Raw genomic sequence first — 13,009 nt, 5'->3', positions numbered from 1 at the left:
CGCATGGCGCGCGCCCTGCCACGTCCCGTCAGTCGTAGAGTCGCGTCGGGTTGTCCTGCAGCACCTGGCGCGCCACTGCATCGCTCCCGGACCACTGCTTGAAAGTGTCCAACAGCAGCCCAGCATCGGGCTCGGGCACCACGCGCAGGTGCGGCCAGTCGCTGCCCCAGACCAGCTGTTCGGGGTTGGCCTCCAGCATCCGGTCATGAAACGGCCGGGCGCGCTCCAGGTCGGCATCGCCCATCACATTGCGGTAGGCGCACAGCTTGACCCACACCGTGCCGTCCTCCAGCAAGGACAGCAGTTGGCGAAAGCCAGGCGCGTCCACGCCAGCGGCGGCATCGAAACCGCCCATGTGGTCGATGACCACCGGCACCGGCAGCTGGCGCAGGCGCGGTGCAATGTCGGGCAGCACCTGGCAATCGGTCCACAGCTCGGCATGCAGTCCTTCGCTGGCCAAGGCAGCGGCCATGTCTTCCAGATCCTGCAGCGACGCGCTGCCGGCGAAGTTGCCGCCGGCACTGCGTTGGCTGAAGCGCGCCGCGCGCACGCCGCGGGCGCGCAGCCCGGGCAGGCGCTCCACTGCATGGGGGCGCAGCACGGCAACGCCGCGCAGCTGGGGCAAGGCGGCCAGCGTGTCCAGCAGCAAGCCGTGGTCTTCTCCATAGGCACTGGGTTGCACCAGCACGCCGTGCGAGAGGCCCAGGCGCTGCAACAGCGCCAGATAGTCGGCCTGCAGGGCTTCGGGCGGCGTATAGCTGCGGTCCCCGTTCAGCGGATAGCGCGCGTAGGGCCCGAACAAGTGGGCGTGGCAGTCCCAGCCCCGGATGATCGCATCGCTCATGGCCGATCTCCCTGGTGTTGCGGCAAGGGAAAGGCCGGCTGCTGGCCTTCGGGCAACGGAATCTCGTGGGCATTCAGCGTCATCGCCACCATGGTGTAGTAGCCGACCAGCGCCGTCAGCTCCACCACGGCGCGCTCGCCAAACACCTCCAGCGTCGCGGCGTAGGTCGCATCCGATACCGAGCGCTGCTGGTTGAGCTCCAGTGCGAACTGGTACACCAGCTGCTCCTCCGGCGCGCGAAACGGTGGCGGCGTCTGGGCCAGCAAGGCTTCGAGGATATCGGCCTCGATGCCGATCTTCTCCGACTCACGCCGGTGCGCGTACCACTCGAACGGAGACTGGCAGGCACGGCCTGTCACCAGAATGGCGATCTCCGACTGCCGAGGCGTCAGGCTGGTGCGGTAACGCAGCAGCGCACCAAGGGCTTGCCAGCAGTCGGCCAACTCGGCGTTGTGCAGCGCCGCGCGCAGCGGACCTTCGATCTTGCCGCGCGGACCGGACACGACCTTGTCGTAGACCTGGCGTTGAGCGGGCGACATGTGCTCTGGGGCGGGTAGGGAAATGCGGGGCATGGGTCTCCTTCGTATGCAGCTCATGATTTCACCATGCATGCTGGCCGGCTCACCCCCCGGCAGCCGGCAAAGCTGTTATGCCTGCAGCGTGGAGCGCCACATGCCAGCGCGCGCCTGTTCATCGACGATCTGCGCGATCTGCCGCGCCACGGCCGAGGCCGCGCGGCCGGGGCCCTTGTTCCGGGCAAAGACCATGGAGACGATGCGCTGCAGCGGTGGATCGACGATGCGCGCGGCGCTGAGGCTGCCCTCCTGCACCTCGTTCCAGACAGCGTGGATCGGCAACACGGTGTAGAGCCGCTCCTGCGCGACCAGCGAGCGCATCAGCGGCAGCGAATCGGCTTCGATGACAGGCACCAGATTCATGTGCTCCTGGCGCGCCAGCGCATCCAAGGTCGTACGCAGGCCATTGGGCGCACTGGGCAGGATGAAGGGCAGATCGTGCAGTGCGGAAAAGGCTACTTCCGGCGCCGAAGTCAGCGCATCGCCCGCCGGACCGATCAGAAAGCTCTCCACGCTGGCCAGCGCCTGCTCCTGCTCGGGCACCGCATGACTGTAGCGGTAGAGAATGGCGATATCCACACGCGCATCGGCCAGCCATTCCTCGACCTGGCCACTTGAGCCTTCGAGAATCTTCAGGTGGATGCCAGGAAACTGCGCCCGGATCTGCTGGAACAGCCGCCCCACAATGGGGCCGGAGATGGACGGCAGCGAGCCCACGGTGACACGCCCGGCGGGCTCGCGCGCCTCGCCACGGATCTCGACCTCCAGCTGCTCGGCATCCGCCAGCAGGTTCTTCACATGGGGAAAGATGCGTTCGCCCACATCGGACAGGGTCACGCCGCGCCCGGTGCGGTTGAACAGCCGCGCGCCGCAGTCGCGCTCCAGCGCATTCAGTTGGCGGCTCAGCAGGGATTGGTTGCTGTCAAGAAAGAGCGCGGCCCGCGTCAAGCTGCCCAGCTCGGCGATGGCCAAAAACGTGCGCCATTTGTGCAGGTTGGAGGCGATGTCGAGCTGGAGTGTGGTGGCTTTGGCGCTGCACATTGAATAGGAAAGAGGCTTCAGGACAATGGCTGATTAAACCCCATGTGCTGCGCCTGCGCTGCGTCCGCCCCCCTCCGGCAGCAGGGCCATCCAGCGCGCGATAGCAGCAGCCACCGCGACGGGTTGCTCCACCACCAGTGCATGGCTGGCCTGGTCGATCACCTGCACCGTCACCTGCTGTGCGCCGAGCAGATCCTGCAGCTCGCCGCGGCTTTCCGGCGGGCGCCAGGGATCCTGAGCGCCTTGCAGGTCCAGCACTGGGGCGTTCGCCACCGTCCACCAGCGGTCCTTCGGCGGCACCCTGCCCGCCGCGCGGTAGATCGCTCGCAACTCGGGATGCCAGCCTTCGAGCCAGGCCTTGGGGTCGTTGCCCGGGGCGAAGAAGGCGCGCTGCAGATGGGCGATGCGCAGGGCAGCGGGCTGGCGGGAGTCCGAGGCCAAGTCCAGCGATTCCGCCATGCCTGCCGGAAACACGCGCGCGGCAGCCCCCGCCACGACCACGCCGCGCACGCATTGCGGGTGGTCCATGTCGGCGACGCGTGCGATGAAATGGCCAAACGCATGGCCGACCAGCACCGCGCTGCCACCGCCCAGTGCCTGAACGGTATCGATCACATCTCGCGCAAGGCCGTGCAGTGTGAGCGGCTCGAGGGGCAGCGTGGTGCGCCCCATGCCACGCGGCTGGGGTCGCAGTACGCGGTGACCGAGCAGCGCCAGCTGCTGCGCCAGGGGGTCGAAATCCAGCGAATCGCGCTGCGACGACGGCAGCAAAACGATGGCCGGGCCCGCACCGTTCTCGGGAGCGTCGATCACGACATCGATCTCGCCCGCACTGGTGCAGACCATCTCACGGCGGCGCAACACTGCCGCTGGGGTCATGGTGTCCATGGCGTCAATCCACCGTCGCGCCGGACTGTTGGACGATGCTGCGCCACTTGGGGATCTCGCTGCGCACCAGCTGGGCGAACTCCTCCGGGCTGCTGGAGGTGGGCTCGATGCCGAGTTGGGTGAGCTGTTTGCGCAGTTCGGGCGCTGCCATGGCTCGCACCAGGGCGGCGTTCAGTTTGTCGATCACACTACGGGGGGTTCCGGCCGGCGCCACGACGCCCAGCCAGTTCGAGACGTCGTAGCCGGCCAGCCCCGACTCGGCCAGCGTCGGGATGTCGGGCAGCGAACTGAGCCGGGTACGCGATGTCACGGCCAGCGCGCGGGCCCGTCCGCTGCGGATCTGTTCTTCGTAAACGGTGTAGGAGTCAAAGGTCATGTCGACCCGGCCCGCCAGCACATCGGTGAGCAGCGGCGCACTACCCTTGTAGGGCACATGCACCATCTTCACCCCGGCAAGCTCGTCGAAGAGCGCACCCGACAGATGGCTGGAGCTGCCATTGCCGGCCGAGCCGTAGGTCAGCACGCCGGGCTTGCTTTTTGCCAGCGCAATCAGCTCCTTGACCGTGCGCGCCGGCACCGCTGCGCCCACCACCAGCACCCGCGGGGTGGTGTGCGTCAACGCCACCGGCGCAAAGTCCTTAACCGGGTCGTAACGCAGCTTGGCATACAGCGCCGGATTGATGGCCTGCGTTCCCATGGTGGCAAAAAACAGCGTGTAGCCATCGGCAGGCGCACGTGCCACCTGCTCTGCCGCAGTCACGCCACCAGCGCCACCCCGGTTGTCCACGACCACCTGCTGTCCCAGCTCGGTGCCCAGCCGCTGCGCCATACCGCGCGCCATCATGTCCGCAGCGCCACCGGCCGGAAAGGGCACGACCAGCCGCAGCGGCTTATCAGGAAAGCCTTCGGCCCTGGCCAGGCAAGGCAGGGCGGCGCACAGCACGGTCGCTGCCAGCGCCAGCAGCAAGGTGCGCCGGCCTGTGCCGGCTGCCGCGCGCGAAGGCGCAGTCAGGTGGGGGGGAAATGTCATGGCGCCTGTCTCCTCATTATTGAAATCCTGCCATCGCGCAATGGGTGGTCCACCGTCTCGGGGGCGGAGGCCCTCCGCCCGGCTTCAGCGACGCCAGCCCACACCGCAACCCGGCCCGTCGGGCAGGGTCAGAATGCCGTTCTTCACGGGCAGCGCCGTGAACGGGTCATCCTGCAGATGCAGATGCTCCGACAGCTCGCAGGCATAGGGCAGCGCCCTCGGAATGCATGCCGCCTGCAGGGCCATGGCCTGCATCAGCGCCGGTCCGAACGCGGCACCGATGCGGCAGGCCACCTGGCCGGCCTCGCAGATACGCACGGCTTCGAGGAAGTGGCGCAGCCCGCCGAGGTTGGTGACCTTGAGGTTGATCACATCCACCACGCGTTCAGACACCAGCCTGAACACATCGCGCACGCTCTGTGCGCTCTCGTCAGCCTCGATGGCCACCGGAAGCGTGCGCGTCAGCAGCGCCAGCCCGGCGATATCGGCCGCAGGCACGGGCTGCTCGATCAGCGCGATGTCATAGCGCTCCATTTTGGAGAACGCACTGATCAGCTGTTTGGCGTGGTACGACTGGTTGGGGTCGAGCGTCAGCGCCACATGGGGCCCCACTGCCGCGCGCACGGCGGCAATGCGCTGGATGTCGGTCACCGTATCGCCCGCCAGCTTGAGCTTGAGCTGGGAATAGCCTTCGCCCGCCAGCCTTGCCGCGATGGCCGCCATTTCGTCAGGCGACTTGATCGGAAGGATGCGCGACAGCGCGACGCCATCGCGCATCTTGCCGCCCAGCAGCACATGTACCGGCACGCCCAGGCGGCGAGCCAGCAGGTCATGCAGGGCCATGTCGATGCCGGCCTTCACGGTGGGGTTGAAGGCCAGTGTGGCGTCGACCTCCTCCATGATGGAGGCGATGTCATCGGCGCGCCGCCCCAGCAGCCGTGGCGCGAGGAATTCCAGCGCCGCCAGCGCGCCGGCGCCGTGTGTGGAGATCGCGGGAATCGCATGCACATAGCCCAGGCCGATATGACCGTCCTCATCCTGCAGCTCCAACACCGCCGCTTCAAGACGCGGCACCTGCGCGCGAGCAAACTTCCATTGCGGATCAGCCAGCCCCTGGATGCAGGGCCGGACCAAGGCGTGGGTAATCTTCATCGCGATCAGTCCAGCGTGATCTTTGCGCTGCTGATCACGCCGCGCCATTTATCAGACTCGGCCTGCATCAAGCTGCGGTACTCCGCTGGCGTCGAGGTGGCAGCGATAGCGCCCTGCTTGAGAAACCGCTCCTTCATCTCCGGCGAGTTGATGGCCGCCACGGCGGCTTCGCGCAGCTGGGTCTGCACACCGGCAGGAATGCCCTTGGGCGCAATCAGCCCGTAGGTGGTTTCCATCAGCACATTCGGCAGCCCCAGCTCCACCGTGGTCGGGACATCAGGCAGCTGCGGTGCGCGCGTCTTGCCCGCGACCGCCAGCACCACCAGGTTGCCATTGGCGGCAAAGGGCAAGATGGGCAGCAGATCGACCATGGTCATCTGTACCTCGCCCGACAGCACGGCGCTGATGGCTGGCGCCGCGCCCTTGTAGGGCACATGCACGATGGCTGCGCCCGTCTCGCGCTTGAACAGCTCAAAGCCGATATGCGGCGTGGTGCCCGCACCGGCGGAGCTGTAGTTCAGGGTATTGGGGGCAGCCTTGGCCTTGGCAATCAGCTGCTCCAGCGAGGTGATGCCAGACTTGCGGTTCACTACGATCACGCTCGGTATGCGCGCCGCCAGCGTGAGAAACTCCAGATCGTCGAGCGAGTACGGTACTTTCGTCAGATTGGGCATGCCGGCCAGCGGGCCCGGCGCGACCAGCGCAAATTGGTGGCCGTCCGCTGGCGACTTGACTGTGGCATCGACGCCAATGGTGCCGCCCGCGCCCGCCCGGTTGTCGACCACCACCGGCTGGCCCAAGGAGGCCGCCATCTTGGTGCCGATCATGCGCGCGATGGCGTCGGTCGGGCCACCGGCGGCATAGGGAACGATGAGCTTCAGGGGCCTGGTGGGCCAGTTGTCGGCCCAAGCGTGGCCGCTTGCGAACAGGGGGGCGATAGCCGCCAAGAGGCTGGCAAAAGTACGTCTATGCATGGTCGTTGTCTCCTTTTGCACCAGTCTAGGCAGAGCCTTCCACCGAAGTAAGACCCTTGCATCGCAAGCCTGCTATGTGCCTCGGAGCATCTCAGCCTTGCGCGCGCCACGGCTAGGCACCCTGCCGATGGGGGCCTAAAGTCCAGACATTGCATAGCTGACTGGAGTCTTTCTGATGACCAATGCCAAAGTGGCTTCTGGCCCGTTGTCGCACCTGCGGGTGCTGGACCTGAGCCGTATTCTTGCGGCGCCCTGGGCCGGGCAGATCCTGGCCGATCTGGGAGCCACGGTCACCAAGGTGGAGCGCCCGGGCGCTGGTGACGACACGCGCTCCTGGGGCCCGCCCTTCCTCAAGGATGCCGATGGCAAGGACACCAAGGAGGCCGGCTACTACCTGGCGGTGAACCGCGGCAAGCGCTCGATCACCGTGAGCCTGGACACTGCAGAAGGCCAACAGATCGTGCGCGACCTGGCCCTGCAGTCGGACATCGTGCTGGAGAACTACAAAGCCGGCACGCTCGCGCGCTATGGCCTGGACGAGGCCAGCCTGCGCAAGATCAATCCACGGCTCATCTACTGCTCGGTCACCGGGTTTGGACAGACCGGTCCGCGCCGCGACCAGCCCGCCTATGACTTCCTGATCCAGGCCATGGGGGGCCTGATGAGCGTCACGGGGGAGCGCGACGGCCAACCGGGCGGTGGCCCGCAAAAGGTCGGTGTGCCCATCGTCGACCTGATGACCGGCATGTACACCGCGGTGGCGGTGCTCGCGGCCGTGGCCCGCCGCGACCAAAGCGGCGTGGGCGACTCCATTGACATCGCCATGCTGGATGTGCAGGTGGCGATGCTGGCTAACCAGGCCATGAACTACCTGGTGTCTGGCAAGACGCCCCAGCGCAATGGCAACGCGCATCCCAATATCCAGCCGCAGGACGTGTACGCCTGCGCCGATGGCGATGCCATCCTGGTGGTCGGCAACGACGGCCAGTTTGCCAAGTTGTGCGATGTGCTGGGCCAGGCCGAGTGGGCCCAGGACGATCGCTTTGCCACCAATGCCCAGCGCGTGCGCAACATCACGGCCCTGTCGGCCATGCTGCGCCATGCGTTCGCGCAGCGCCCGCGTGCCGAGTTGATCGCGGCGCTTGACGGCGTGGGTGTGCCCTGCGGCGCCATCAACTCGGTGCCCGACGTCTTCGAAGACCCGCAGGTAAAGGCCCGTGGCATGCTCCAATATGTGGCACATCCCAGCGGCGTGCAGGTGCCGCAGGTGGTGAGCCCGATGCGCTTTTCCGAGACCCCGCTGCAGCAGCAGGTGGCCCCGCCGCTGCTGGGACAGCACTCGCGCCAGGTGCTGGAAGAGCTGGGCTATTCGGCCGAGCGCATCGATGGCCTGCTGGCCAGCGGAGTGCTGTAGCCCAGCACTGGTCAACGCCATGCGTGCCGGCGCCGGTGCGCTCCTTTGTTTTCTCTTCCTGGATTGCTATGCAACTGCACTGGTCCCCCAAATCTCCCTATGTCCGAAAAGTGATGATCTGCGCCCATGAGCTGCAGCTGACGCAGCAGCTGCAGCTGGTCCGCTCGGTGGCCGCAATGCTCAAGCCCAATGCCGTCCTGATGCAGGACAATCCGCTGTCGAAGATCCCGACGCTGATACTGGACGACGGCCGGACGCTGTTTGACTCGGTCGTCATCTGCGAATACCTGGACGGTCTCGCCAACGGCTCGCTCTTCCCTCGGGAAGGCGACGCCCGCTGGGTGGCGCTGCGCTGGCATGCGCTGGGTGACGGCCTGCTTGATGCGCTGATTCTGTGGCGCAACGAACGCGAGCGCGCCGTGCCGCTGGCGGCCCTGTTGGCCGCGTTCGAGCACAAGACCCGCGCCAGCCTGGATCTGCTGGAGGGCGAGGTACCGGCGCTGGAAGCGCGCGCCTTTGGCATCGGCCATCTGACCTTGGTCTGCGCGCTGGGCTACATCGACTACCGTTTCGACACGTTGGGCTGGCGCGAACAGGCACCGCAGTTGGCGGCATGGTTCGCCAAGATGCAACAACGCCCATCCGTGGTGGCTACCGAGCCGGTGGACGGCTGAACGTATAGCCGTGCGTGGGACTTCTCGCGCATTGCTTACCGTTACAGCCACTGGCTTCAGCACCGGTTGAGGCCTTCTACCGTTTCTACACGTCAAAGCTTGCCGCAAAGTTTGAGTAAAACCAGCACAAAGCCTGGCCGTACTATTCAATGGGCACGTCCGGTGAACGGTCCCTTCACTGCCGGCCCTCTATGATCTTTGTGCACACCCCCCACCCTTTCGCAACCCTACCCCCGCCATAGCCACACCCCAACCAGGGATTGCCACCCCGCCCTAGCCGCAGAAATGGTTCTCATTTAAGATAAAAGATATATCTTAGACACGGATCGAACACCATGCCCTTGCAACTGAGCCTTCCCACTTCCCCTTCCCCCGAGCTGTTGGCTGCGCGTGCGCCTGAGCGGGCGCGCCATGAGATAAAGCTGCGCCGCACCACCGTTGAATCGGTGGAGCAGCTGACGCCGCATATGCTGCGCATCCGTTTGCAGGGTGCTGACCTGGCGGGTTTCAGCAGCCTGGGCTTTGATGACCATGTGAAGCTGCTGTTTCCGGATGCCAATGGCGCGCTGCAGCTGCCGCCGCCCGGCAGCGAAGGCCTGCCGCCGGCGATGCGCGAGGCGATGCGGGACTACACGCCCCACTCTTACGATGCGCAGGCGCAGACCTTGGCGATTGACTTTGCGGTGCATGAGGCCGGCCCGGCAACGGCCTGGGCGCTGCAGGCGGCCAGCGGCCATGTGCTGGGGATTGCGGGGCCGCGCGGCTCCTTTATCGTGCCTACGGCGTTTGATGGGCACTTGCTGATTGGTGATGATGCGGCGCTGCCAGCAATCACGCGCCGCCTGCGCGAGCTGCCTGCCGGCACCCAGGCGGTGGTGGTGGTGGAAGTGAATGACGCGGCTGACGAGCAAGCGCTGGACAGCGCTGCCGATCTGCAGGTGCACTGGGTACACCGCCAGGGCCAGCCGGCCGGCGATGCGCAGCGGCTGCTAGCGGCTTTGCGCCAGATTGACGCGCCTGCTGGCGATTACTACAACTGGGTGGCGCTGGAATCGACGGCCGCCAAGGCGCTGCGTGCAGCGCTGATTGCCGAGCATGGCGCCCACCCCAAATGGACCAAGGCAGCGGCTTACTGGAAGCGCGGTAGCTCCGGCGTGCATGAAGTCATTGAAGAGTGACCGCACACGAACTACTTCAAGGATAGGAGCGTAGGTAGTCCAGCAGTTGGATGATGCGCGCCTTGGTCAGGCTGTTGCGGTACTCGCTGCGAGACAGCGCGGAGGAGCTGCCAAAGTCCTTGGCGTTCCAGGTGCCGTCGATAAAGGCGGCTTCGGTCGTCATAAAGCTCAGCCAGTTGCGCTGGGAGGCGCGCAGCTTTTGCGCGCCGGTGGCACCCACCTTGGCCATCAGCTCGCGGTAGGTCTGGTTCAGCTCCACATCAAGCTGCTTGGCGTAAGCGCTGCTGGCACGCAGCATGTCGGCCGTCGTGTTCTGGTTGCCGATGGCGGCCTCCAGCGGCTGTATGCGCTGCTCAAATGCGGCCAGGCGGTCAGGGGCATCGGGGTTGTCCACGGCCATCGCGGCTGTCGATACCAACATGGCAGCCCCCAGGCAAGCGGCGCGCATCCATAGCCAGCGGGGCTGGCGACTGTGGTTGAAGACCATGAACATCCTCCTGATGGTTGATGAAAAAATAGGCAGATTTGTCAGTTGATCTCGCTGGCGGCAATGCCTGCATTGCCGGACTGCGGCGCGGCCGTGCCGGACGGGGTCGCGCGGCGCCAGACCATGCCGCCATCGGCCGTTGGCACGGGCTGGCCCACGGTACCGGATGACACCGGCGAGACGACCACACCGCGCTCAATCGGTGGTGGGTTGCCCGAGGACTGGCCCTGCGGCGCGCTGGCGCTACCGGGGAAGGCGGGTGCGGCCGGTGCCGGGTTGGATGGCACCGGGTTGGACGATGCGCCGGGCACCACGACACCGGGTTGCGGCTGGCCCGCATCGGCCGGGCGTTGCGCAGGCATTTGCGGCTGCTGCGCTGCTGGCGGGTTGTTCTGGAAGCCGGGGAAGTCGCCGTCGCCACTCGGGCCGCGCGGGCCCGCGCCGCTCTGGCCTATGGGCCGGGCCTCGGGATCGTCGATGACCGGCGCATCACCAGGATTGCCGCGATCGGGCAGCGGCTGCATCGCAGGCGGTTGCTCAAACGGATCGACCGGTTGCTTGTTGTCGCCAAAGCCCAGCATCCAGCTGCGCAGGCGCTGCACAAAGGTGTTGTTCTCGGCGGGCATCTCAAACCGGGCTTGGGCCTGCACCAGCTTGCCGCGCTGCGATGCGGCTGCTACCTCGGCGACAACAGGCAGCGCACTGTGGGCGCCCTGGCCCCAGTAGTCGTTGAGCTGCACGCGGCTGTCGTTAAAGCCGACCCAGGCGCCGCCCACCCAGTCCGGGTGCGCCAGCATGAACCAGCCGTCGGCATTGTCTTGCGTGGTACCGGTCTTGCCGATCCAGTCGCCGCTGACGCCGTAGCGCGCCACACCCCGGCCGGTGCCTTTGGTGATGACGCCGCGCATCATGTCGATCAAGCCATAGGCCACACCACTGTCCAGCGCCAGCTCGGCCGCAGGCGGCTCAAACTCGGCCAGCACCTTGCCTTCGCGGTCCGTAATGCGGGTGACCATGACGGGCGCGCGGTAGCCACCGCCATTGGCCAGGGTGGAATAGGCAGTGACCATCTCTTGCAGGGTGACCGGGCTGGTACCCAGCGCCAGCGACATCACTTCTTCGAGCTTGCTGTCCCGGATGCCCAGGGCGCGTGCCAGCTTGGCCACCTTGGCGGGGCCCACCTGGGCCATTACCTGGGCGGTGATGGTGTTTTTGGAGAAGGCCAGGCCATCGGCCAGGGTCATCGGTTGGTCGGAAGGCGGGCCGCCATCGGTCGGCCGCCAGAACTGCCCGCCGCCCAGCGGAATGCGCACGGCTTCGTCCATCAACTGGTCGCTGGGCAAGGCGCCGTTGAGCAGCGCCGCACCGTACACAAAGGGCTTGAAGGTGGAGCCGGGCTGGCGGCGCGCCTGCGAGACATGGTCAAACGGGTCAATGCCAAAGTCGCGGCTGCCCACCCAGGCCAGCACGTGGGCGCTGCGCGGGTCCATGGCCATAAAGCCCACTTGCACGCGTACCTTGTCCTGGCGCAGGTTGGCCATGAACTCGGCATCGGCCAGCAGGCGCTGCAGTGCTTCGTCCTTGTCCTGGCCATCGGCCACCGCCTGGCGGTAGACGGCGCTTTCGCGCACAAAGCTTTGCACCAGCGGGTTCTTGGCCGTCCACTGGTTGCGGTTGCTCCAAAGGCCATTGGCGGTTACCTGCAGCTGGCGGCCCTGGCGCGCCACGGCCTGGTTGGCCCATTGCTGCACGCGCGAGTCGATGGTGGTCTGCACCACCAGGCCATCGGCATAGATGTTGTAGTCGTTGGCATCGGCCCAATCGATCAGCCACTTGCGCAGCGCCTGCGCAAAATGCGGCGCCATGCCTACGGCCTCGTCCTGGCGCTCAAAATCCAGCTTGATGGCGCGCTTTTTGAAGGCTTCAAAATCCTGGTCGCTGAGCTTGCCGTGCTTGTTCATCTGCGCCAGCACGGTGTTGCGGCGCTGCTGGGCCCGCTCGGGGTTTTGCACGGGGTTGTAGTAGCTGGTGCCCTTGAGCATGCCGACGAGGGTGGCGGCTTCGAGCACGCTCAGCTTCTGGGCGGGCTTGTCAAAATAGGTGCGCGCGGCCATCTCGATGCCAAAGGCGTTGTAGAGAAAGGGCACGGTGTTGAGGTAGGTCTCCAGGATCTCGTCCTTGGTGTAGGCGGATTCGATCTTGTAGGCCGTCACGGCCTCCTTGAGCTTGCGGTTGAGCGAGCGGGCACGGCCGATTTCCTCGGGGAACATATTCCGCGCCAACTGCTGGGTCAGGGTGGAGCCGCCCTGGGGCCGGCCCATGGCCGTGTGCAGCACCGAGCCAAAGGTGCGGCGCCAATCAAGCGCGCCATGCTCATAAAAGCGGTGGTCTTCCGTCGCGATCAGCGCGTTGATGACGTTGGGCGAAATGTCCTTGAGCGCCACCCATTCGCGGTTGGAGCGCTTGTACTGCGCCAGTACCTTGCCATCAGCCGACAGCAGCTGGGTGGGCGCCTCGACCTTGTTTTTCTGGATATCGCCGATCGACGGCGTCAGCGGAATCAGCAGCAGCACATAAAGCAGCAGCAGCACCGGCAAGGCCGCTACCGCCAGCAGCCATTGCTTTTTGCTGCGCGCGGCCAGCCATTGGCGCAGGCGCCGCGCCTGCACGGGCAAGGCGCCCGCTGCGCGGCGCAAGGGAGTTGTCAAAGCGGAAATAAGGGGGATCGCCATGGAAAGAATCTGCAAAGCCT

12 protein-coding genes are annotated in these 13,009 nt (G+C 66.1%); 3 read left to right on the top strand and 9 right to left on the bottom strand.

The window, feature by feature from the left end:
* Nucleotides 1–28 precede the first annotated feature (28 nt).
* The 7 genes from HS961_RS02390 to HS961_RS02360 all read right to left on the bottom strand — a co-directional run bounded on the left by HS961_RS02390 (nt 29) and on the right by HS961_RS02360 (nt 6,504).
* Entirely contained in the window at nt 29–844 is an 816-nt protein-coding gene (locus tag HS961_RS02390) for an amidohydrolase family protein (protein ID WP_182326210.1), read from the bottom strand.
* Nucleotides 841–1,416: a carboxymuconolactone decarboxylase family protein gene (locus tag HS961_RS02385; protein ID WP_182326209.1), complete on the bottom strand. Its 576-nt coding sequence runs from the start codon at nt 1,414–1,416 to the stop codon at nt 841–843. Before HS961_RS02385 ends, HS961_RS02390 begins: the two co-directional genes overlap by 4 nt.
* Nucleotides 1,417–1,491: 75 nt before the next feature.
* Nucleotides 1,492–2,460: a LysR family transcriptional regulator gene (locus tag HS961_RS02380; RefSeq protein WP_182326208.1), complete on the bottom strand. Its 969-nt coding sequence runs from the start codon at nt 2,458–2,460 to the stop codon at nt 1,492–1,494.
* A gap of 33 nt (nt 2,461–2,493) precedes the next feature.
* Nucleotides 2,494–3,348 (bottom strand): alpha/beta fold hydrolase, encoded by an 855-nt coding sequence (locus HS961_RS02375; protein WP_182326207.1) that lies wholly within the window; start codon nt 3,346–3,348, stop codon nt 2,494–2,496.
* 4 nt (nt 3,349–3,352) lie between these two features.
* Nucleotides 3,353–4,378, bottom strand: coding sequence for a Bug family tripartite tricarboxylate transporter substrate binding protein (locus HS961_RS02370; RefSeq protein WP_182326206.1), 1,026 nt, complete (start codon nt 4,376–4,378; stop codon nt 3,353–3,355).
* A gap of 84 nt (nt 4,379–4,462) precedes the next feature.
* The gene (locus HS961_RS02365) at nt 4,463–5,530 is read right to left on the bottom strand and encodes a mandelate racemase/muconate lactonizing enzyme family protein (protein WP_182326205.1); all 1,068 of its coding nucleotides are present in this window, start codon (nt 5,528–5,530) and stop codon (nt 4,463–4,465) included.
* 5 nt (nt 5,531–5,535) lie between these two features.
* Nucleotides 5,536–6,504, bottom strand: coding sequence for a Bug family tripartite tricarboxylate transporter substrate binding protein (locus tag HS961_RS02360; RefSeq protein ID WP_182326204.1), 969 nt, complete (start codon nt 6,502–6,504; stop codon nt 5,536–5,538).
* Between the two features lie 175 nt (nt 6,505–6,679).
* On the opposite strand from HS961_RS02360, the gene HS961_RS02355 reads away from it, so the two are divergent.
* From HS961_RS02355 to HS961_RS02345, 3 genes are all read left to right on the top strand, one after another.
* Nucleotides 6,680–7,918, top strand: a complete 1,239-nt coding sequence (locus tag HS961_RS02355; RefSeq protein ID WP_182326203.1) for a CaiB/BaiF CoA transferase family protein — start codon at nt 6,680–6,682, stop codon at nt 7,916–7,918.
* Between the two features lie 68 nt (nt 7,919–7,986).
* A complete protein-coding gene (locus tag HS961_RS02350) occupies nt 7,987–8,592 on the top strand; it encodes a glutathione S-transferase family protein (protein WP_182326202.1) in 606 nt (201 codons plus the stop codon).
* A gap of 335 nt (nt 8,593–8,927) precedes the next feature.
* Nucleotides 8,928–9,770: a siderophore-interacting protein gene (locus HS961_RS02345; protein ID WP_182326201.1), complete on the top strand. Its 843-nt coding sequence runs from the start codon at nt 8,928–8,930 to the stop codon at nt 9,768–9,770.
* Between the two features lie 16 nt (nt 9,771–9,786).
* On the opposite strand, the gene HS961_RS02340 is transcribed toward HS961_RS02345, so the two are convergent.
* Both HS961_RS02340 and HS961_RS02335 read right to left on the bottom strand, forming a co-directional pair.
* Nucleotides 9,787–10,257, bottom strand: a complete 471-nt coding sequence (locus HS961_RS02340; protein WP_182326200.1) for a lysozyme inhibitor LprI family protein — start codon at nt 10,255–10,257, stop codon at nt 9,787–9,789.
* Between the two features lie 41 nt (nt 10,258–10,298).
* The gene (locus HS961_RS02335; RefSeq protein WP_182326199.1) at nt 10,299–12,989 is read right to left on the bottom strand and encodes a penicillin-binding protein 1A; all 2,691 of its coding nucleotides are present in this window, start codon (nt 12,987–12,989) and stop codon (nt 10,299–10,301) included.
* Between the last annotated feature and the right edge of the window lie 20 nt (nt 12,990–13,009).

Source organism: Comamonas piscis (assembly GCF_014109725.1).
Taxonomy (GTDB): Bacteria; Pseudomonadota; Gammaproteobacteria; order Burkholderiales; family Burkholderiaceae_C; genus Comamonas; species Comamonas piscis.
The sequence above is the reverse complement of the archived record's forward strand: the minus strand, read 5'-3'. Positions and strand labels throughout refer to the sequence as shown.

Bases quoted from the DNA above. Each gene is read 5' to 3' on its own strand.
- HS961_RS02335 (WP_182326199.1), bottom strand. From the start codon at position 12,989: ATGGCGATCCCCCTTATTTCCGCTTTGACAACTCCCTTGCGCCGCGCA.
- HS961_RS02390 (WP_182326210.1), bottom strand. From the start codon at position 844: ATGAGCGATGCGATCATCCGGGGCTGGGACTGCCACGCCCACTTGTTC.
- HS961_RS02340 (WP_182326200.1), bottom strand. From the start codon at position 10,257: ATGGTCTTCAACCACAGTCGCCAGCCCCGCTGGCTATGGATGCGCGCC.
- HS961_RS02350 (WP_182326202.1), top strand. From the start codon at position 7,987: ATGCAACTGCACTGGTCCCCCAAATCTCCCTATGTCCGAAAAGTGATG.
- HS961_RS02355 (WP_182326203.1), top strand. From the start codon at position 6,680: ATGACCAATGCCAAAGTGGCTTCTGGCCCGTTGTCGCACCTGCGGGTG.
- HS961_RS02380 (WP_182326208.1), bottom strand. From the start codon at position 2,460: ATGTGCAGCGCCAAAGCCACCACACTCCAGCTCGACATCGCCTCCAAC.
- HS961_RS02385 (WP_182326209.1), bottom strand. From the start codon at position 1,416: ATGCCCCGCATTTCCCTACCCGCCCCAGAGCACATGTCGCCCGCTCAA.
- HS961_RS02345 (WP_182326201.1), top strand. From the start codon at position 8,928: ATGCCCTTGCAACTGAGCCTTCCCACTTCCCCTTCCCCCGAGCTGTTG.
- HS961_RS02365 (WP_182326205.1), bottom strand. From the start codon at position 5,530: ATGAAGATTACCCACGCCTTGGTCCGGCCCTGCATCCAGGGGCTGGCT.
- HS961_RS02360 (WP_182326204.1), bottom strand. From the start codon at position 6,504: ATGCATAGACGTACTTTTGCCAGCCTCTTGGCGGCTATCGCCCCCCTG.
- HS961_RS02375 (WP_182326207.1), bottom strand. From the start codon at position 3,348: ATGGACACCATGACCCCAGCGGCAGTGTTGCGCCGCCGTGAGATGGTC.
- HS961_RS02370 (WP_182326206.1), bottom strand. From the start codon at position 4,378: ATGACATTTCCCCCCCACCTGACTGCGCCTTCGCGCGCGGCAGCCGGC.